Source organism: Pseudomonas sp. CMR5c, assembly GCF_003850545.1.
In the GTDB taxonomy this organism is placed as follows: Bacteria; Pseudomonadota; Gammaproteobacteria; order Pseudomonadales; family Pseudomonadaceae; genus Aquipseudomonas; species Aquipseudomonas piscis.
Genome location: NZ_CP027705.1, coordinates 2393926 through 2412739 on the forward strand (window position 1 = coordinate 2393926; position 18814 = coordinate 2412739).

Annotated in this window: 17 protein-coding genes; 12 read left to right on the plus strand and 5 right to left on the minus strand. The window is 67.0% G+C overall.

Annotation, left to right across the window (positions count from 1 at the left end; all coding sequences use genetic code 11):
* Window positions 1-105: 105 nt before the first annotated feature.
* On the plus strand, window positions 106-1125 hold the full coding sequence (locus C4K40_RS11230; RefSeq protein ID WP_053138470.1) for an AraC family transcriptional regulator: 1020 nt from the start codon (window positions 106-108) through the stop codon (window positions 1123-1125).
* A gap of 28 nt (window positions 1126-1153) precedes the next feature.
* On the opposite strand, the gene C4K40_RS11235 is transcribed toward C4K40_RS11230, so the two are convergent.
* Window positions 1154-1897 (minus strand): TetR/AcrR family transcriptional regulator, encoded by a 744-nt coding sequence (locus tag C4K40_RS11235; RefSeq protein WP_372238136.1) that lies wholly within the window; start codon window positions 1895-1897, stop codon window positions 1154-1156.
* A gap of 115 nt (window positions 1898-2012) precedes the next feature.
* The gene (locus tag C4K40_RS11240) at window positions 2013-3878 is read right to left on the minus strand and encodes a sigma-54-dependent Fis family transcriptional regulator (protein ID WP_053138468.1); all 1866 of its coding nucleotides are present in this window, start codon (window positions 3876-3878) and stop codon (window positions 2013-2015) included.
* A gap of 356 nt (window positions 3879-4234) precedes the next feature.
* Here C4K40_RS11240 and C4K40_RS11245 point away from each other — a divergent pair, with 356 nt between their 5' ends.
* From C4K40_RS11245 to hemB, 8 genes are all read left to right on the plus strand, one after another.
* Complete coding sequence (locus tag C4K40_RS11245) at window positions 4235-5311, plus strand: ATP-NAD kinase family protein (protein ID WP_022643585.1); 1077 nt, start codon at window positions 4235-4237, stop codon at window positions 5309-5311.
* 2 nt (window positions 5312-5313) lie between these two features.
* A complete protein-coding gene (locus C4K40_RS11250) occupies window positions 5314-6291 on the plus strand; it encodes a thiamine pyrophosphate-dependent dehydrogenase E1 component subunit alpha (RefSeq protein WP_053138466.1) in 978 nt (325 codons plus the stop codon).
* A gap of 118 nt (window positions 6292-6409) precedes the next feature.
* Complete coding sequence (locus tag C4K40_RS11255) at window positions 6410-7426, plus strand: alpha-ketoacid dehydrogenase subunit beta (RefSeq protein ID WP_022643587.1); 1017 nt, start codon at window positions 6410-6412, stop codon at window positions 7424-7426.
* Window positions 7423-8535: an acetoin dehydrogenase dihydrolipoyllysine-residue acetyltransferase subunit gene (locus tag C4K40_RS11260; protein WP_053138464.1), complete on the plus strand. Its 1113-nt coding sequence runs from the start codon at window positions 7423-7425 to the stop codon at window positions 8533-8535. The genes C4K40_RS11255 and C4K40_RS11260 overlap by 4 nt, the downstream gene beginning before the upstream one ends.
* 88 nt (window positions 8536-8623) lie before the next feature.
* Window positions 8624-9688, plus strand: a complete 1065-nt coding sequence (locus tag C4K40_RS11265) for a 2,3-butanediol dehydrogenase (RefSeq protein ID WP_225926582.1) — start codon at window positions 8624-8626, stop codon at window positions 9686-9688.
* Between the two features lie 151 nt (window positions 9689-9839).
* The gene (locus C4K40_RS11270; RefSeq protein WP_371263533.1) at window positions 9840-10565 is read left to right on the plus strand and encodes a hypothetical protein; all 726 of its coding nucleotides are present in this window, start codon (window positions 9840-9842) and stop codon (window positions 10563-10565) included.
* 217 nt (window positions 10566-10782) lie between these two features.
* Window positions 10783-11625: a PhzF family phenazine biosynthesis protein gene (locus tag C4K40_RS11275; protein ID WP_053138462.1), complete on the plus strand. Its 843-nt coding sequence runs from the start codon at window positions 10783-10785 to the stop codon at window positions 11623-11625.
* A 222-nt stretch (window positions 11626-11847) separates the two neighbouring features.
* Entirely contained in the window at window positions 11848-12822 is a 975-nt protein-coding gene (gene hemB, locus C4K40_RS11280; protein WP_022643592.1) for a porphobilinogen synthase, read from the plus strand.
* 28 nt (window positions 12823-12850) lie between these two features.
* Here the strand turns inward: hemB and C4K40_RS11285 are convergent, their stop codons facing one another.
* The gene (locus tag C4K40_RS11285; protein WP_053138460.1) at window positions 12851-14413 is read right to left on the minus strand and encodes an FAD-dependent monooxygenase; all 1563 of its coding nucleotides are present in this window, start codon (window positions 14411-14413) and stop codon (window positions 12851-12853) included.
* A gap of 57 nt (window positions 14414-14470) precedes the next feature.
* Window positions 14471-15085, minus strand: a complete 615-nt coding sequence (locus C4K40_RS11290) for a LysE family translocator (RefSeq protein WP_022643594.1) — start codon at window positions 15083-15085, stop codon at window positions 14471-14473.
* A 338-nt stretch (window positions 15086-15423) separates the two neighbouring features.
* Between C4K40_RS11290 and C4K40_RS11295 the strand changes: the two genes are divergently transcribed.
* Window positions 15424-16512, plus strand: coding sequence for a DUF1615 domain-containing protein (locus C4K40_RS11295; protein ID WP_053138457.1), 1089 nt, complete (start codon window positions 15424-15426; stop codon window positions 16510-16512).
* Between the two features lie 307 nt (window positions 16513-16819).
* Window positions 16820-17368 (plus strand): ATP phosphoribosyltransferase regulatory subunit, encoded by a 549-nt coding sequence (locus C4K40_RS11300; protein WP_053138453.1) that lies wholly within the window; start codon window positions 16820-16822, stop codon window positions 17366-17368.
* Between the two features lie 6 nt (window positions 17369-17374).
* On the opposite strand, the gene C4K40_RS11305 is transcribed toward C4K40_RS11300, so the two are convergent.
* Complete coding sequence (locus C4K40_RS11305) at window positions 17375-18172, minus strand: DUF4349 domain-containing protein (RefSeq protein ID WP_022643597.1); 798 nt, start codon at window positions 18170-18172, stop codon at window positions 17375-17377.
* A 198-nt stretch (window positions 18173-18370) separates the two neighbouring features.
* On the opposite strand from C4K40_RS11305, the gene C4K40_RS11310 reads away from it, so the two are divergent.
* Complete coding sequence (locus C4K40_RS11310) at window positions 18371-18799, plus strand: PaaI family thioesterase (RefSeq protein WP_053138449.1); 429 nt, start codon at window positions 18371-18373, stop codon at window positions 18797-18799.
* Window positions 18800-18814 lie beyond the last annotated feature (15 nt).

Consider the following 18814-nt stretch of genomic DNA (forward strand, 5'->3'; position numbering starts at 1 on the left):
TCGAGCGCGAGTCTAGGGCCCCGCACAGGGGTCGGACTATGCCGAAAGCGGTCAACCGTGCTGGCGTTTTTTGCCACAGCGGCCATGCCGGAGGATAGCTGCCAGATGCGCGAAACCGATTCGGTCGCCGCTTATTACCTGCGGGTCATGACCCACGCCCTGCAATCGCGGCCGGCGCGCCTGGCAGCGCTGCTGGCCGAGGTCGGCATCGACCCCGCGCTCCTCGAGCAGCCCCGGGCGCGGGTGCCTGGCAGCGCGTTCGCGGCCCTGTGGCTGATGCAGATCCGTGAATTGCACGACGAGTTCTTCCAGCTCGATTCCCACGGCTTGCCGCCCGGGGCCTTCGCCCTGATCTGTCGTGGACTGATCCAGGAGCCGAACCTGGAGAAGGCCCTGCGCCAGTGCCTGAACAACTTCGGCCTGTTCCTGCGCGACCTGCGCGCCAGCCTCAGCGTGCGCGGCAAGCGTGCGGTGATCAGCCTCCAGAGCCAGGGCGCCGAGCCGCTGCGCGCGCACTACGCCGAGGAAACCCTGCTGGTGCTGGTCATCAGCCTGCTGTGCTGGTTGGGTGGACGGCGGATTCCCATCGATCGCGCGGAATTTCGCCATGCTCGCCTCAGCCTCGACGACGACGCGCTGCTGTGGGGCAGCAACCTGACCTGGAACGCCGGGCGCACCGAAATCGAGTTCGCCAGCCGCCTGTTGCGTCTGCCGGTGGTCCAGGACCTGGCTTCGCTGAAGGTATTCCTGCGCAGCGCCCCGCAATGGCTGGTGATCCGGTTTCGCAACCAGCATGGCCTCACCACCCAGGTGCACCAGCGCCTGCGGGGCAGCCACTACAGCCAGTGGCCGACCCTGGAAGCCTTCGCCAGTGAACTGCAGATGAGCCCCAGCACCCTGCGCCGGCGCCTGGAGCGCGAAGGTGGCTCCTACCAGGAGATCAAGGACGAGGTCCGGCGCAACGTCGCCGTGGACCTGCTGCGCCGCTCGGCGGCCAGCATCGGCGAGATCGCCGAATTGACCGGATTCCAGGAGCCCAGCGCTTTCCACCGGGCCTTCAAGAAATGGATCGGCGAGAGCCCCGGCCGTTATCGCGCGCGTTTCCAGCCCGCAGGGCCGGGCTAGCCAGCGGCGCCGGGGCCTGGCGCGGGCTTTACTGGGGACGGGGCCTATAGGGCGCCACCAGCACCACCACGGCGTCGAGCAGCGCTTCCTGGCGCTCCGGGGCAAAGCGTTCCGGTTCCACCGGCTGGACCATCTTCCAGCCATCGCCCATGGCACAGATCTGGTCGGCCAGCAGCTCGGCATCGATATCGTCGCGGATATCGCCCTGGGCCTGGCCCTTGGTCAACATCGCGGCGAAGGACTGGCGGAAGCGGCAATAGCGTTGCTGGAAGATATCGGCCAGGGCCTGTTCGTGGCGGGCGTGGGTCAGCAGGTGGAAGAGGGCGGCGAGCAGGGCGTTGGTGTCGCCGCCCTTGCCCCAGCTCAGCCAGCTGGAAATGATCGTCTTGATGTCCACCCGGGGCTTGGCGGCCTCGCGCTCGAGCACGGCGTCGAACTGGTCGAACAGGTCCTGCGCGGCGGCGGCGAGCATCTCTTCCTTGTTGGCGAAGTAGTAGGTCACCGCGCCAGTGGTGCAGTTGGCATATTGGGCGACGCGGCGCATGGAGGTGCCGATGTAGCCCTCTTGCGCCACCACGGCGACCACCGCTTTCAGCAGCTCTGCGCGCTTCTCCTCGTGGTTGCCGAGCGGGCGCCCCCGTCGCGCGGGACTGCCGGATTTGCCGCTTGCTGTCGTGGGGGATGGGGAGAGTCGAGAATCATGCATAGGAATGAGTGGGGTCTTTGGCTTGCCTGTCGGGGGGAAGTGGACTTCCTTGTGAGCCGTCAGCATAGGTAATTTCCGGGGCAAAAGCATCCGCGACCAATGGACGAAACTACCCGTTTTCAGGGTGAAAGCGCCGTGCTAGAGCGCTTGTCGTCATGTGCCCAATACTCCGGGCCGATACTCAGGGGCAACTGCGTCCCGGCATCTGGATGCCATGCTGGCGGACGCGGCGGTACAAGGTCGCCCGGGAGATGCCCAGGGCCTTGGCGGCGGCCACGGGTTTCCAGCGATGGCGCACCAGGGCATCCAGCAGCGCCTGGCGTTCCGGGCTGCTCGCCGGGGCCTGGGTAGCGATTGCCTGGGTACTGGCCCGGTGCAACTGCTCCGGCAGGTCCTGCAGTTGGATCACCGGCCCTTCGCACACCGCGCAGGCATAGCGCAGCACGTGGCGCAGCTGGCGCACGTTGCCCGGCCAGCGATAGCCCAGCAGGCACTCCAGGGCCGCGTCGCCCAGTTGCAGGGGCGTGCCGCAACGCTGGGACTCTTGCTCGACGATCTTGGTGATCAACGCCAGGCGGTCGCTGCGCTCGCGCAAGGGCGGTAGCTGGAAGCGCGCGCCGCCCAGGCGGAAATACAGGTCTTCGCGAAAGCTGCCATCGGCCACCAGCGCTTCCAGGTCGCGGTGGGTGGCGCAGATCACCTGGATATCCACCGCCTGGCGCCGCGCGGCGCCCAGCGGCGCCACTTCGCCCTCGGCCAGCACCCGCAGCAGGCGGGTCTGCAAGGCCAGGGGCATGTCGCCGATCTCGTCCAGGAACAGGGTGCCGCCGTCGGCCTGTTGCAGCAGGCCCTGCATGCCCTTGCTGGAGGCTCCGGTGAAGGCCCCAGCGACATAACCGAACAGTTCGCTCTCGATCAGGTTTTCCGGAATCGCCGCGCAGTTCAGCGCCACGAACGGCCGCTCGCGGCGCTGGCTGGCCTGGTGCAACTGGCGGGCGAAGACTTCCTTGCCGCTGCCGGTCTCGCCCTGGACCAGCACCGGCAGGTGGCGATCCTTGACCCGCACCGCCAGGCGCAGGCTCTGCTCCACCCTGGGGTCCAGCGCCTGCCCGGCCAGTTGCAGCCGTGGCCGGCTGGCCGGCCTGCGCGGCGCTTGCAGGCGACCGTGCAGCTCGCCATCCAGGGGCCACAGCGCCTGGTCCCTGGCGCGCTGCAGCAACTGGGTGTCGAACACCTGGGCGATGTGCCGGGGCAACTGGCCGTGGCGGCGCAGCAGGTAGGCCCGGGCGGCGGGGTTCAGCGCTTGCAGGCAACCGTCGTCGTCCCAGGCCAGCAGGAAGTCCGGCTGGCTGTCGACATAACCCGGGCTGGCGTGGGCCCGCAGGACCCAGTAGCCCTGGGCGCTGCTCATGAAGAACGCCTGCTCGATCGCCCGCGCGCTCTGTACCACCAACTGGCGGATCAGGTGCTGGGAACGGCGATCGTCCGGCGAGCGCACCGCCGAGACGTCCAGCACCCCCAGCAGCCCACCCTGGGGGTCGAATACCGGGGCCGCGGAGCAGGTCAGGCCGATGAAGGCAGCGCGAAAGTGATCGCGCTTGTGCACCGTCACCGCGGCGCCGCTGGTGAGCACCGCGGCCACGCCGCAGGTGCCTTCCTCGCCCTCCGACCAGCAGGTGCCCAGGTACAGGCCGGCCTTGCGGCAATCGTTGCGGATGGCGGACTCGACCCGGTAGTCGATGGTGCGGCCCTGGGCGTCGGTGAGCAGCACGCAGTAGTCGGCATCGCGCACCTGGCCATGCAGGCGCGCCACTTCTTCGCTGGCGATGCGCAGGAACAGCTCCGAGCGCTCGCGGCACTGCTTGAGCAGGTCTTCGGAGAGGATGCGTGGCCCCTGCAGCGAGGCGGGGTCCAGGTGGTGCTGCTCCATGGAGCGGCGCCAGGAGTCGAGGATCAGGTTCGGCACCGGCGCCTGGGGCAGGTGCGCGGCGTTCTTCAAGACCCGGCTGACGCAGTCGACATGGGCGCGGGAATGGGCGGAAAGCATGACAGGCCTCCGGTTGCAGCTTCTTATCGTTGTGGGCGCATTAAGCGCCGATCCGCGCCTGCGGACAAGCACCGGCTGGCCCGGCGGCGAGGTTGAGACGCAACGTCTCAAGGTCTCGCCTCTGCCCCGTGCAACCTGACATGCAACGTCTCACCGGCACCGCCGGGCAAGGCGCCGAGGCCTGCGTGCCAGGCGCTCTGCGGCGGGCTTTTGCGCAAGATTTTCGACAACTGGCACCGGCCTTGCTCTGGCTCTTGGCAACCCGCCGCAGGTTTCCCGCGGCGGCGGGCCCATCCAAGAACAAGAACGAGGTATGCCATGCACTGTCCTGGCCGTGAACTGCCTGTGGTGACCTTATGAGCCGCCGCCCGTTGAGTGTCGGCATCATCGCCAACCCGGCCTCGGGCCGCGATGTGCGCCGCCTGACCGCCAATGCCGGGCTGTTTTCCAGTACCGACAAGGTCTGGGTGATCCAGCGCCTGCTGGCGGCCTTCGGCGCCACGGGTATCGAGCGGGTGCTGATGCCCACCGACATGACCGGCATGGCCGCCGCGGTGCAGAAGAACAGCCGCAGCCGCCAGGCCCGCGAGCAGCACTGGCCGGAGCTGGAGTTCCTCGACCTGACCCTGCGCCAGAGCGTCGAGGACACCCGCCAGGCTGCACGGTGGATGGCCGAGCGCGAGGTGGCGCTGATCGCCGTGCTCGGTGGCGACGGCACCCACAAGGCGGTGGCGGCTGAGGTCGGCGATATCCCGCTGCTGACCCTGTCCACCGGCACCAACAACGCTTTTCCGGAACTGCGCGAAGCCACCAGCGCCGGCCTGGCCGGCGGGCTCTACGCCAGCGGCCGGGTGAGTGGCGAGATCGCCCTGCGGCGCAACAAGCGGCTGCTGGTGCGCGAGCCGGCCCGCGGCCTGTGCGAAGTGGCCCTGGTGGACGTGGCGGTGTCGCCCCTGGCCTTCATCGGGGCCCGGGCCATCAGCCGCGCCAGCGACCTGGCCGAGGTTTTCGTGACCTTCGCCGAGCCGCAGTCCATCGGCATTTCCGCGCTCTGCGGGTTGTGGCTGCCGGTGACCCGGCAACAGCCCCACGGCGCCTGGATGCGCCTGGCACCAGGCTCGCCCGAGGCGCTGCTGGTGCCCCTGGCCCCGGGGCTGTTGCAAGGCTGCGGGGTGCTGGAGGCCGGCTACCTGCAACCCGGCCAGCCCCAGCCCCTGTGCCTGGGCGCCGGCACCCTGGCCCTGGATGGCGAGCGCGAGATCGAGTTCAACCCCGGTGACCGGCCCACGGTCACCCTGGATGCCGGCGGCCCGCTGAGCATCGACGTCAACGCGGTCCTGGAACACGCAGCGCGCCAGCGCCTGCTGGCCATCGACCGCAGCCACCGGCAACACCCCATGAACCTTCAGCCTGAAGACACCCCTGGAGAATAAAAATGTCGACACCCCTGAACGCTGACCAGCTGCTGCACGCCTACCGGGTGATGCGCACCATCCGCGCTTTCGAAGAGCGCCTGCATGTGGAGTTCGCCACGGGCGAGATCCCCGGTTTCGTCCACCTCTACGCCGGCGAGGAAGCCTCGGCCGCCGGGGTCATGGCCCACCTGCGCGATGACGATTGCATCGCCTCCAACCACCGCGGCCACGGTCATTGCATCGCCAAGGGCGTGGACGTCTACGGGATGATGGCCGAGATCTACGGCAAGAAGACCGGGGTCTGCCAGGGCAAGGGCGGCTCCATGCACATCGCCGATTTCGAGAAGGGCATGCTCGGTGCCAACGGCATCGTCGGTGCCGGGGCGCCGCTGGTGGTGGGCGCGGCCCTGGCGGCCCGGCTGCAAGGCAGCGACGGCGTGTCGGTGGTGTTCTTCGGCGACGGCGGCTCCAACGAGGGCGCGGTGTTCGAGGCCATGAACATGGCCTCGGTATGGAACCTGCCGTGCCTGTTCATCGCCGAGAACAACGGCTATGCCGAGGCCACGGCTTCGAACTGGTCGGTGGCTTGCGACCATATCGCCGACCGCGCCGCAGGTTTCGGCATGCCCGGGGTGACGGTGGACGGCTTCGACTTCTTCGCCGTGCATGAAGCCGCCGGCGCCGCCGTGGAACGGGCCCGGGCCGGGGAGGGACCGTCGCTGATCGAGGTCAAGCTGACCCGCTACTACGGCCACTTCGAGGGCGATGCCCAGACCTACCGCGCCCCGGACGAGGTCAAGCATTACCGCGAGCACAACGACTGCCTGATGCAGTTTCGCCAGCGCACCACTCGCTCGGGCCTGGTACAGGCCAGCCAGCTGGACGGCATCGATGCCCAGGTGCAAGCGCTGATCGAAGACGCGGTGCGCAAGGCCAAGAGCGATCCCAAGCCGAGCCCGGCCGATCTGCTCAGCGACGTGTACGTCGCCTATTCCTAAGAACCTGCTCACGATCTGCTGCGCTTAGCTCATGCGGCGTTAAAAATGGCTGAGCGTCGCTCGCTAGATCGTGAACAGGTTCTAAAGCCATCTCCAAGAACAACAAGAGACCATCATCATGGCGAGAAAAATCAGTTACCAGCAGGCCATCAACGAAGCCCTGGCCCAGGAAATGCGCCGCGACCCCAGCGTGTTCATCATGGGCGAAGACGTGGCCGGCGGGGCCGGCGCCCCCGGCGACAACGATGCCTGGGGCGGCGTGCTGGGCGTCACCAAGGGTCTCTACCACCAGTTCCCCGGGCGGGTGCTGGATACCCCGTTGTCGGAAATCGGTTACGTCGGCGCCGCCGTGGGCGCGGCCACCCGGGGCGTGCGCCCGGTGTGCGAGCTGATGTTCGTCGACTTCGCCGGCTGCTGCCTGGACCAGATCCTCAACCAGGCGGCCAAGTTTCGCTACATGTTCGGCGGCAAGGCCCAGACCCCGCTGGTGATCCGCACCATGGTCGGCGCCGGCCTGCGCGCCGCGGCCCAGCATTCGCAGATGCTCACCTCGCTATGGACCCATATCCCCGGGTTGAAGGTGGTCTGCCCCTCGTCGCCCTACGACGCCAAGGGCTTGCTGATCCAGGCCATCCGCGACAACGACCCGGTGATCTTCTGCGAGCACAAGCTGCTCTACAGCCTGCAAGGCGAGGTGCCGGAGGAGTCCTATGCGATTCCCTTCGGCGAGGCCAACTTCCTGCGCGACGGCAAGGACGTGACCCTGGTGTCTTACGGGCGCACGGTGAACACCGCGCTGGACGCGGCCCGCAACCTGGCCGGGCGTGGCATCGATTGCGAGGTCATCGACCTGCGCACCACCAGCCCGCTGGATGAGGACAGCATCCTGGAAAGCGTGGAGAAGACCGGGCGCCTGGTGGTGATCGACGAAGCCAACCCGCGTTGCTCCATGGCCACCGACATCTCGGCGCTGGTGGCGCAAAAAGCCTTCGCCGCCCTCAAGGCGCCGATCGAGATGGTCACCGCCCCCCACACCCCGGTGCCGTTCTCCGACGCCCTGGAAGACCTGTACATCCCCGACGCGGCGAAGATCGAGCAGGCCGTGCTGAACCTGATCGAGTGGAGCCGCCGATGAGCCAGATCCATACCCTGACCATGCCCAAGTGGGGCCTGTCGATGACCGAGGGCCGGGTCGATGCCTGGCTCAAGGAGGAAGGCCAGAGCATCAGCAAGGGCGATGAAGTGCTGGACGTGGAGACCGACAAGATCTCCAGCAGTGTCGAGGCACCGTTCTCCGGCATCCTGCGCCGCCAGGTGGCGCGCCAGGACCAGACCCTGGCGGTGGGCGCGCTGCTGGGCATCGTGGTGGAGGGCGAGGCCAGCGACGCCGAGATCGACGCGGTGATCGAGCGTTTCCAGGCCAGCTTCGTACCGGGTGACAGCGCCGCCGAAGACAGCGGTCCGGCGCCGCGGAAGATCGAGCTCGATGGCCGCCTGCTGCGCTATTTCGAGCGCGGGGAAGGCGGCACGCCGCTGGTGCTGGTGCACGGTTTTGGCGGCGACCTCAACAACTGGCTGTTCAACCATGAAGCCCTGGCCGCCGGGCGCCGGGTGATCGCCCTGGACCTGCCGGGCCACGGTGAGTCGGCCAAGGCCTTGCAGCGGGGTGACCTGGGCGAGCTGAGCGAAGTGCTGCTGGCGCTGCTGGATCACCTGGACGTCGCCCAGGCGCACCTGGTGGGGCATTCCATGGGCGGTGCGGTGTGCCTCGACACCGCGCGCCTGGCGCCGCACCGAGTGCGCTCCCTGACGTTGATCGGCAGTGCCGGCCTGGGCCATGAGATCAATGGCGACTACCTGCAAGGCTTCGTCGAGGCGGGCAATCGCAATGCGCTCAAACCACAGTTGGTGCAGCTGTTCTCCAACCCCGAGCTGGTGAACCGGCAGATGCTCGACGACATGCTCAAGTACAAGCGCCTGGAGGGGGTGCAGCAGGCCCTCGGGCAGCTGGCCGGCACGCTGTTTACCGACGGTCGCCAGCAGGCCGACCTGCGTTCGGTGGTGCAGGGCGGCGAGCAGCCGGTGCTGGTGATCTGGGGCAGCGACGACCGGATCATCCCGGTGAGCCACAGCGCCGATCTCAAGGCGCAGGTCGAGGTGCTGCCGGGGCAGGGGCACATGGTGCAGATGGAAAGCGCGGAGCAGGTCAATCGCCTGATCCTCGACTTCATCCAGCAGCACTGAGGTTCGCTGCGCCGGCCAGGGGGCCGTCGCAGCTCTACGACAATCAGGAGAAGCCACGATGAGCGTTTCCCTCAAGCCTGTTGCCAGCATGCGCGCCGCGGTCTGGCACGGCCGCCACGATATCCGTGTCGAAGACGTGCCCCTGCCCGAGGCGCCGCCTGCCGGCTGGGTGCAGATCCGCGTCGACTGGTGCGGCATTTGCGGTTCCGACCTGCATGAATATGTGGCAGGTCCCGTGTTCATTCCGGTGCAGGCACCGCACCCGCTGACCGGGATCAAGGGCCAGTGCATCCTCGGCCACGAGTTCTGTGGCGAGATCGTCGCCCTCGGCGCCGGGGTCCAGGGCTTCAGTGTTGGCCAGCCCGTGGCGGCGGACGCCTGTCAGCACTGCGGTACCTGTTATTACTGCACCCACGGGCTGTACAACATCTGCGAGAACCTGGCCTTCACCGGGCTGATGAACAACGGCGCCTTCGCCGAACTGGTGAACGTGCCGGCCAACCTGTTGTACGCCTTGCCGGCCAACTTTCCCGCCGAGGCCGGGGCGCTGATCGAACCGCTGGCGGTGGGTATGCACGCGGTGAAGAAGGCCGGCAGCCTGCTGGGGCAGAACGTGGTGGTGGTCGGCGCCGGCACCATCGGCCTGTGCACCATCATGTGCGCCAAGGCCGCCGGCGCGGCCCAGGTGATTGCCCTGGAAATGTCCGGGGCGCGCAAGGCCAAGGCCCTGGAGGTGGGCGCCAGCCTGGTGCTCGATCCCAAGGAGTGCGATGCCCTGGCCGAGGTCAAGCGCCTGACTGGTGGCCTGGGGGCCGATGTCAGCTTCGAGTGCATCGGCAACAAGCACACTGCCAAGCTGGCCATCGACCTGGTGCGCAAGGCCGGCAAGTGCGTGCTGGTGGGCATTTTCGAGGAGCCCAGCGAGTTCAACTTCTTCGAACTGGTGGCCACCGAGAAGCAGGTGCTGGGAGCCCTGGCCTACAACGGTGAGTTCGCCGATGTGATCGCCTTCATCGCCGATGGTCGCCTGGATATCACGCCGCTGGTGACCGGGCGCATCCAGCTGGAGGACATTGTCGGCCAGGGCTTCGAGGAATTGGTCAACAACAAGGAGCACAACGTCAAGATCATCGTTTCACCCAGTCGGCTCTAGCGCCCGACAGCGGGCGATTTGGCGATGGCCGGCCACGGCCATCGCACTTTTTTACAGTTTTGCGTTCTATGAGCAGGCCTGGCTGCGCCGATCCCCGCTGCAGCCCGTGAATGTCGACCCGGTGCCGATGGCCTACGCTCCTTCTTCTTGCATGATGCAAACCCCGTTTCCCACCTTGCTATTGGCAGGCCTGCTGATGTTGGGCGCCACTGGCTGCACCCAGCAGCAGGGGCGTGATATCGCCAACCAGTTTCGCAATGGCAAGGCCGACGAGTTCTTCCAGACCAGCGTCGATCGCATGGCCACCATCGGCATGCGCGACAACTTGCAGAGCCTGTACCTGCTGATGGGCAAGCTCTACCTGCGCAACCCCAGCCAGTGGCGCAAGTCCGGGTACCCCGATGGCACCACGGCGCAGCGGGCGATCCGCGATGCCATCGAACAGCGCCAGCCGCTGCCGGCCCTGGGCGATCGCCGGGACCTGGCAGCCTTGAGCTACTCCCTGAACCCGGAGTTCCAGGGCGACCGGGTCGGCGCCTTCATCTACGCCATCGGCAGCATGCTGGTGACCGCCCATGGCGGGCGCACCGAGTTCTACATGACCGACACCCTGGACCCGCAATTCATCAGCAATGCCGCGCGCAATATCGAAAAAGCCACCTGGATGCTGGGCCAGCGCCAGGATGCCAGCGGGGTATTGCTGCTGTTCTCCAACGAGATCTCGGAGGAGGGCAGCAACCTGAGTTTCGCCGTGGAGTTCGGCAAGATCGTCGCGCGCCTGGACCTGCTGACGCAGATCCTCGACGAGCGCTATCGGCGGGTGGGGCTCAACTATGCGCAGAGCCTGTTGCTGATGAACTTCCTGCCGGTGCAGTAAGCCGCGCCTGCGACAGCGACGAAGCGAAAGATCTGCAGCCGCTGTCGAGCCAGGGCGAGGCTGCGCGAAGGCCTGGGGGGCCTTGCATGAGAATTCTCCAGCAGGTCTCGATCCCTGCGGCCCCTGCGCTACCGTGCGCAGCCTGGAGGAGCGGCTACACGAGGTGGGCGCGGCGGCGTAGACTCGCCGTCCCCCAAGTACAACAACAGGACACCCCATGAACTCCCTGGGTTTCAAGCAGGTCGACGTCTTCAGTTCCACGCCCCTGAAGGGCAACCCGGTGGCCGTGGTGTTCGATGCCGACGGGCTCGACGAGCAGCAGATGGCGACCTTCGCCAACTGGACCAACCTCAGTGAAACCACCTTCATCCTCCAGCCCCGGGACCCGCGTGCCGACTATCGCCTGCGGATCTTCACCACCCTGGACGAGCTGCCGTTCGCCGGCCACCCGACCCTGGGCAGCTGTCATGCCTGGCTGGAGTCCGGTGGGGTGCCCAAGGGCCAGGAGATCATCCAGGAGTGCGCGGTGGGCCTGGTACGGATCCGCCGCCAAGGGCAGCAATTGGCGTTCCTGGCGCCGCCCCTGCTGCGCTCCGGGCCGGTGGCGCCCGAATTGTTGGAGCAGGTGTGCCAGGGCCTGCGCTTGGCGCCATGGGCGATCGTCGATGCCCAGTGGGTCGATAACGGCGCCGGCTGGCTGGCGGTGATGCTCGCCGAGCGCCAGCAGGTGCTGGAGTTGCAACCCGACTATTCGCAGCTGAGCGGCCTGGCGGTGGGGGTGATCGCCCCTTGCGACCCTGAGCGCGAGGAGAGCGATGCGCAGTTCGAAGTCCGGGCCTTCATCGCTGGCGACGGCATGCCCGAGGACCCGGCCACCGGCAGCTTGAACGCCGGCATTGCCCAGTGGTTACTGGGGGCGGGCCTGGCCCCGGCGCGCTATCGGGTCAGCCAGGGCCTGAGCATGGGGCGCGCCGGTTGCATCGAGGTGGAGCAGGTGGGGGACGAGCTGTGGATCGGTGGCAACGCGGTGACCTGCATCGATGGACATCTGACGCTGTAGCCCAGCCCCGGAGCTGCCCTGGCACGCTTGCGGCAGATCGTCGCAGGATGCTGCCCGGCCCTCGTGGCGAGTGCCTTAACACCGGGGTTGCCGGCGATTGTTACCTGATCGGCAAGGCTCTCTTGAGCATCCCGGGTTTGTACCCGGGCGGCCGCAGGCATAAGCTTTCAGCCTTTTTTCGATATAGCTCTAGTTGTCCCGCGCCCAGCCTTAGGAAAAAACATGTCCAGTCAGTTTCCAGAAGCCCGTCCTCGTCGCCTGCGTCGTTCCGAACAGCTGCGCAGTCTGTTCCAGGAAACCGAATTCACCCTCAACGACCTGGTGCTGCCGATTTTCGTCGAGGAGGAAATCGACGATTTCGTGCCGATCAAGAGCATGCCCGGCGTGATGCGCATTCCCGAGTCCAAGCTCGCCAGCGAGATCGAGCGTTATGCCCGTGCCGGGATCAAGTCGGTGATGACCTTCGGCGTGTCCCACCACCTGGATGGCGACGGCAGCGATACCTGGCAGGAAAACGGTTTGGTCTCGCGCATGTCGCGCATCGCCAAGGACGCGGTGCCGGAGATGGTGGTGATGTCCGATACCTGCTTCTGCGAGTACACCGAGCATGGCCATTGCGGCGTGATGCACGGCCACGAGGTGGATAACGACCAGACCCTGATCAACCTCGGCAAGCAGGCCGTGGCCGCCGCCCGTGCCGGTGCCGACGTGATCGCGCCGTCGGCAGCCATGGACGGCCAGGTCCAGGCGATCCGTCGGGCCCTGGATGCCGCCGGGTTCACCCAGACGCCGATCATGGCCTATTCCACCAAGTTCGCCTCGGCGCTCTACGGCCCGTTCCGCGAGGCTGGCGGCAGCGCGCTCAAGGGCGACCGCAAGAGCTACCAGATGAACCCGATGAACCGCCGCGAAGCGGTGCGTGAGTCGTTGCTGGACGAACAAGAAGGCGCCGACTCGCTGATGGTCAAGCCGGCGGGCGCCTACCTGGACATCATCCGCGACATCCGCGAAGCCTCGCGCCTGCCGGTGGCGGCGTACCAGGTCAGTGGCGAGTACGCGATGATCAAGTTCGGTGCCCAGGCCGGGGCGATCGACGAGCAGCGGGTGGTACGCGAGAGCCTGGGCTCGATCAAGCGTGCCGGCGCCGACCTGATCTTCACCTACTTCGCCATGGACCTGGCCCTGGCCGGGATCTGAGTCAGCCTCTGGCGCCTGTCGGTCTTCTTCAGGCGCTCCAGGGTGTGCCCGGGTCCGGCGCGATGCCGGCTACGGGATGGATTTGCCGTTCACGGAAATACCGCTCCAGCACCTGCGGGTCGGCCGAACGCTCCGCCAGCGCGACGTAGGTGTCGGGGCGCAGCAGGTACAGGGCGTTGCGCACCAGCCCGGCCTCGGCATGGGCCGGCAGCCAGTCGAAGCTCGACAATGGGACACCCCGGGCCTGGCACCAGTCGCGCAAATCCTCATTCGCCTCGCCATACACATGCACCTGCCAGCCCAGGTACTCCAGGCTGTCGAAATTGTCTTGCCCCTCGGTCCTGACCCAGGGCAGGCGATCGCCGCCGTGCACCGGGCCGACGCCGCCGGCGCTCAGGGGCATGCCGCGGTAGTTCAGGGTGATCTGCGACACGGTGCGAAACAGGAACTCCCGGGCCCGCTCCACGGCGGCGATCTTCGGCAGTAGCAGGGGCGCCAGGCGGGTCCGCACCAGCTGGGCGATCGGCCCATCGGCGGTGGCGAAGCTGAACACCCGGTCGGTGGTGGCCACCAGGCGCCGGGCGAACTCCATGCGCTCGATGCCGTAGCTGTCCAGCAAGCTCTCACTGGCCTGGCCCTTGAGTACCGCGGCCAGCTTCCAGGCCAGGTTGATCGCGTCGCCAATCCCGGTGTTCATGCCCTGGCCGCCAGCGGGGCTGTGCAGGTGCGCCGCGTCGCCGAGCAGGAACGCCCGGCCGCAGCGGAATTGCTCGGCCACCCGGTGGTGCACCCGGTAGCTGGAGAACCAGTTGACCTGGCCGACCTCCACCTTGAGCTGGTGCATGGCGCGCTGGCTGACATCCTCGAAGCGCAGGTGCTCCGGGTGCTCGGCACGTTCGTCGCGCACGGTGCCGATCAATCGCGCCCGGCCACTCTGGGCCAGGGGAAACACCGCCAGGAAGTCGGCATCGTCCAGGTCCACATGCAACTGGCCATCGAGGCTCGGGCCGCCGGCCTCGACATCGGCGACGTAGAACACCTGCTGGTAGGTGCCACCGGGGAAGGCGCTGCCCAGGGTCTTGCGCACGACGGAGTGGGCACCGTCGCAACCGGCCAGGTAGAACGCCTGGCAGTGTTCTTCGCGGCCGTCGGGGCCGCGCAGCCGGGCGTTGACCAGATGGCCGTGGTCGGTGAAGGCCAGCAGTTCGGTGTCGCGCTCGACCGGGGTGCCCAACAGGGCCAGGCGCTCGATCAGCAGTTGCTCGTGTTCGTCCTGGGGGAAGATCTGCAGGAAGGGGTAGGGCGTCAGGTCGCCGCCGATGGCATTGAACGGCAACTGCGCGGCCCGCTCGCCCTTGACCCAGAGGTTCACCGCCGGCACGTGGTAGCCACGCTCGACGATGGCCTGGGTCAGGCCCAGCTGGCGATACAGCTCCAGGGTCCGGGCCTGTACCGCCAGGGCCCGGGACGTGGTGCCCGGGCCGTGGGTCTTGTCGATGATCCGCACCTTGACCCCTTGCTGGCGCAACCAGAGCGCCAGGACCAGGCCGGTGGGGCCGGCGCCGCTGATCAGTACGTCGCTGCAGTTCATGTCTGGATCCTCGGCAAGGAAGTCAATGTCATGGGCCTGGCGCTGCTTGCCACGGGTTCAACGCTGGGCGAAGGCCAGGTTCAGCCCCAGGCCGGCAAAGCTGGCGGCGAAGCTGCGGCGCAGCCAGTCCTGGACCTTGGGCGACTCGATCACCGCGGTGCGGAACAGGTTGGCCAGCAGGCCGTAGAGCACGAACACCAAGAAGGTCATGGCCATGAACACGCCGCTCAAGAGCAGCATCTGCGGGATCGGGTCGCTGCCGTCGTGGCTGATGAACTGCGGCAGGAAGGCGAGGAAAAAGATCGTCAGCTTGGGGTTGAGGATGTTCAGCAGGCAGGCCTTGAGCATCAGCGCGCCGGCGCCCTGGCTGACCGCGTTGCTATCGACGGCGAAGGCCGAGCGATCGCGCCAGGTGGCGTAGGCCAGGTACAGCAGGTAGGCGACCCCGGCGAACTTCAGGCCCTGGAACGCCAGGGCGCTGGTGTGCAGGATCGCCGACAGGCCGAGGATCGAGGCCAGCAGGTGCGGGACTATCCCGCCGGTGCAGCCGATGGCGGTGAACAGGCTGGCGCGCTTGCCGGCCACCAGGGCCGTGGAAATGGTGAGGATCACGCCGCTGCCGGGGATCAGCACGACGATCAGGCTGGTGATCAAGAAATCCAGGTTCAACATCCGGGCAGAACTCCATGGCAAGGCGGGGGAGTCGTCGAACATACACCCAGGCGGGGGTGTGCAGTAGATGGATTCTAGTCGGCCCTGTTCTTGTTGCCGGCGATTTGAGCGGATCTGTAGCCGCTGCCGAGCCTACGAGGCTGCGCCAAGGCCCGCAGGGCCTTCAGTGCACGAATGGTCGGGCATGGGCGGTCGCCGCGCGCCGGTACAGCCTGCGGCAGCGGCTACACGAAGCCGATCACAGCGGGGCAGGGGAACGGCGCTACAGCTCTTCGGTCGAAGCTCGCGTTCGTTGCTTTACTTGTATGGGACCGGGTCCCGACTTTCCTTGGAGAACCATGATTTCACATCGCCTTGTCGGCAGTTTCCTGGGCCTGCTGTTGTTGGCCGGTTGTGCCAGCCAGCCCGGTTCCCGCTCGCCCGAGATACCTGCCGAGCAGGTCCAGGCGCGCATCCTGCGACTGTTGCCCGCCCAGGTGAGCGACCGCCAGGGCTGGGCCCGGGATATCCAGGTGGCATTCAGCGCCCAGGGGCTCGAGCCCAGTCCAGGCAACCTGTGCGCGGTGCTGGCGGTGGCCGAGCAGGAGTCCGGTTTCCAGGTCGATCCGGCGGTGCCGGGCCTGGGGCGCATTGCCCGGGATGAAGTCGATCGTCGCGCGGCCAAGGTGCATGTGCCGGCGATGCTGGTCAGCGCCGCGTTGCAGGTGCGCTCCGGCGACGGCCAGTCCTACAGCCAGCGCCTGGCCAAGGCCCGTACCGAAAAGGAGCTGAGCGCGATCTTCGATGACTTCATCGGCCAGGTGCCCATGGGGCAGACCCTGTTCGGTGGTTTCAACCCGGTGCACACCGGCGGGCCGATGCAGGTCAGCATCGCCTTTGCCGAGAAACACGCCCAGGGCTATCCCTATTCACCACGGGACTCGATCCGCCATGAGGTCTTCAGTCGTCGCGGTGGCCTGTACTTCGGCATCGCTCACCTGCTGGGTTATCCGGTGAGCTATCCGCAGCCGCTGTATCGCTTCGCCGACTTCAACGCTGGCTGGTACGCCAGCCGCAATGCCGCGTTCCAGGCCGCGGTCAGCCAGCTCAGCGGGATTCGCCTGGCGCTCGATGGCGACCTGATCCGCTACGACTCGATCCTGCCCGGCAGCACCGAACTGGCAGTACGCACCCTGGGCAAGCAGTTGGGGCTGCGCAACCCGGTGATTCGCGACCAGCTGGAGCAGGGCGACAGCGCGCAATTCGAGCAAACCGCGCTGTACCGCAAGGTGTTCGCCCTGGCCGACCAGGCCAAGGGCAAGGGCGTACCGCGGCAGATACTCCCGGGCATCGAGCTCAAGAGCCCGAAGATCACGCGCCAGCTGACCACCGCCTGGTTCGCCAAGCGGGTGGACGAGCGCTATCAGCGTTGCATGGCGCGTCGGTAGGCTTGGCATCGGCGCATCCGATATGCCAGGATGCGCCATGAATTTTTTCCGGCTCGGCAATCGCACCCATCACCATCGACCTCATTCCAGGGGCCGTGGTCGCGTATGCGCGTCGAGCCGTCAGTGATGCGCATCCCTCGCCACTGACCCTCGATTCACCACCAAGGCGCCCTGCAAGGCGCCTTTTTTATTGTCTGTAAAAAACCTGAGGAACTACCCATGACCATGCTCCGTGGCACGCGAATGATCACCGGCGAACAAGCCGCCAACCTGCGCATCCTGGAGGGCCGGTTCCGGAGCTGGCTTCATCGAAGCGGGTGCTGAAGAGGTCATAGTCCCGGCCTTGTGGGGCCAGGACACCTTCATCGAGAAGGCCGGTGGCAGTGAAGTCATCGGCCAGATGTGGGCCTTCGCCGACAAGGCCGGACGCCCGTGCTGCCTGATCCCGGAAGCCACCGCGCTGTTCCAGGAAACCGCTGGCCAGCTGCTGGCGGGACGGACCCAGGCAATGTTCTTCTACGTTGCCCGCTGTTATCGCTACGAGAAGCCCCAGGCCGGGCGCTACCGTGAATTCACCCAGCTGGGATTGGAGATCCTTGGGCCCGACCCACGCCAGGCACTGCTGCAGGCGCAGCAGTTGTGCACCGGCTTCCTGGATGCCTTGGCGCTGGACTATGAGCTCAACCTCGGGGTCAAGCGTGGCCTGACCTATTACCTGGATGGCGAGGGTTTCGAGGTGCGTTGCCGGCGCCTCGGGGCGCAGCAGCAAGTGGTGGGGGCGGGGGCCTATCGCCAGGGGGCTGGGTTCGGCATCGGCCTGGAGCGCTTGCAACTGGCGCTCCAGGCCCAGGCCTAGGCGAGGTTACTGGCGGCGACGGACGAACTTGCGCCACAGCCAGACCCACAGCAGCGCCAGGGGGAAGGCGAGGATCACGAAGGGCAGCACGTAGCTGCCTTTCTCCAGGGCCTCAGCGGTACCGTCGGCCAGGTTGTCCAGCAGGTTGCTGAAGGCACGCTTGAGGTTGGAACTGCGCTGGCCGCTGTCGCTGGGCTGGAAGTTCAGGGTCAGGCGGTTGGTGTCCAACCGCCGTTGCTGGCCAGCGGCGGTCTGGGCCAGGGCTTGCAGGTCATTCTCGATGCCGGCTTGTTCCTTGCTCAAGGCGATCAGGTCGCCGACGCTGATGTCCTTGCGCGCGGCCAGTTCGTCCAGCCGCTGCTGCTGGGCCTTGAGCCGTTGCTGCTGGCGCTGCACGTCGGCCACGGCATCGGCCAGGTCTTCGGCGCTGGTGATGCGCTCGCCCAGCTCGGCGCCTGCGGCGGCCTGCTGGACCAGGGGCTCGACGCCGCCAGGGACGATGCGCAGCACCACCTGAGCGCGGTATTTGCCTTGTTCCAGGCGCAGGATATTGCACGCGCCGAACTTCGCCTGTTCGCAAGCCTCACGGGTTTGCACCAGGCGCGGGCCAATCTGCTCCGAGGGCAACGACAGGGTCAGCTCATGTTCGTAGGCCAACTGGGCGCCGGCCTGGCCCTGGGCGCCGCCAAGGGCCACGGCGCTTCTGCCCTGGTCGCTGGGAGAGCAGGCGCTGAGTGCCAGCGCGCCCAGCAGGGCAAAAGCCAGGCGGCGAGGGCGGTTAGGGTGGTCGTCCTGATGTTGCATGGGAGCTCCTTGGGTACTTGAAACTGCGTTGGGAACGCAGGCGCGCATCTTACCGTCCTTCCTGGGGCGGCCACGATGGCGTTGTGACTTATTTGCGGCAATTTCCGGGATTGATACTGATAGGCCGCTCCGCGGATTGGCGCTACATCTGTGGCAGTACGCAGCGATGGTGCTGCGCTGGTGCTCAAGGAGCCTGTCATGAGTGAAGCGGATGTTCCCCAGGGTTTCAGTCCCTTGCCTCGCAGCAGTCCGTTGCTGGAGCTGATCGGTCCGGTCTATGGCTGCGGCAGTGGCAGCGGGCTGCGCGTGGGCCTGCGTGCCGATGCGCGGCACGCCAACGGTCGCGGCATCGTCCATGGCGGCATCATCGCGACCCTGGCGGACATCGGCATGGGTTACGCCATGGCCTTCGCCAGCGAGCCGCCATTGCCGCTGATCACCGCCAGCATGAACCTCGATTACCTGGGCGCGGTGCAGGTGGGGGAGTGGCTGGAGGTGCGCCTCGAGCATTCCCGGCGCGGGCGGCAGATCGCCTTCGCCACCGTGGTGCTGAGTGTTGGCGAGCGCGAAGTGGCACGGGCCAGCGGTGTATTCGCCGTGCCGCAGCAGGCGCCGGCGCTGGCCTGATCTGCCGCATCGCGG

What these genes read in the sequence shown, in the direction of transcription:
- C4K40_RS11310 (WP_053138449.1), top strand. Translation starts at nt 18,371, where the DNA reads ATGAGTGAAGCGGATGTTCCCCAGGGTTTCAGTCCCTTGCCTCGCAGC.
- C4K40_RS11265 (WP_225926582.1), top strand. Translation starts at nt 8,624, where the DNA reads ATGCGCGCCGCGGTCTGGCACGGCCGCCACGATATCCGTGTCGAAGAC.
- C4K40_RS11270 (WP_371263533.1), top strand. Translation starts at nt 9,840, where the DNA reads ATGATGCAAACCCCGTTTCCCACCTTGCTATTGGCAGGCCTGCTGATG.
- C4K40_RS11250 (WP_053138466.1), top strand. Translation starts at nt 5,314, where the DNA reads ATGTCGACACCCCTGAACGCTGACCAGCTGCTGCACGCCTACCGGGTG.
- C4K40_RS11295 (WP_053138457.1), top strand. Translation starts at nt 15,424, where the DNA reads ATGATTTCACATCGCCTTGTCGGCAGTTTCCTGGGCCTGCTGTTGTTG.
- C4K40_RS11290 (WP_022643594.1), bottom strand. Translation starts at nt 15,085, where the DNA reads ATGTTGAACCTGGATTTCTTGATCACCAGCCTGATCGTCGTGCTGATC.
- C4K40_RS11235 (WP_372238136.1), bottom strand. Translation starts at nt 1,897, where the DNA reads ATGCTGACGGCTCACAAGGAAGTCCACTTCCCCCCGACAGGCAAGCCA.
- C4K40_RS11275 (WP_053138462.1), top strand. Translation starts at nt 10,783, where the DNA reads ATGAACTCCCTGGGTTTCAAGCAGGTCGACGTCTTCAGTTCCACGCCC.
- C4K40_RS11240 (WP_053138468.1), bottom strand. Translation starts at nt 3,878, where the DNA reads ATGCTTTCCGCCCATTCCCGCGCCCATGTCGACTGCGTCAGCCGGGTC.
- C4K40_RS11285 (WP_053138460.1), bottom strand. Translation starts at nt 14,413, where the DNA reads ATGAACTGCAGCGACGTACTGATCAGCGGCGCCGGCCCCACCGGCCTG.
- C4K40_RS11245 (WP_022643585.1), top strand. Translation starts at nt 4,235, where the DNA reads ATGAGCCGCCGCCCGTTGAGTGTCGGCATCATCGCCAACCCGGCCTCG.
- C4K40_RS11255 (WP_022643587.1), top strand. Translation starts at nt 6,410, where the DNA reads ATGGCGAGAAAAATCAGTTACCAGCAGGCCATCAACGAAGCCCTGGCC.
- hemB (WP_022643592.1), top strand. Translation starts at nt 11,848, where the DNA reads ATGTCCAGTCAGTTTCCAGAAGCCCGTCCTCGTCGCCTGCGTCGTTCC.
- C4K40_RS11305 (WP_022643597.1), bottom strand. Translation starts at nt 18,172, where the DNA reads ATGCAACATCAGGACGACCACCCTAACCGCCCTCGCCGCCTGGCTTTT.
- C4K40_RS11230 (WP_053138470.1), top strand. Translation starts at nt 106, where the DNA reads ATGCGCGAAACCGATTCGGTCGCCGCTTATTACCTGCGGGTCATGACC.
- C4K40_RS11260 (WP_053138464.1), top strand. Translation starts at nt 7,423, where the DNA reads ATGAGCCAGATCCATACCCTGACCATGCCCAAGTGGGGCCTGTCGATG.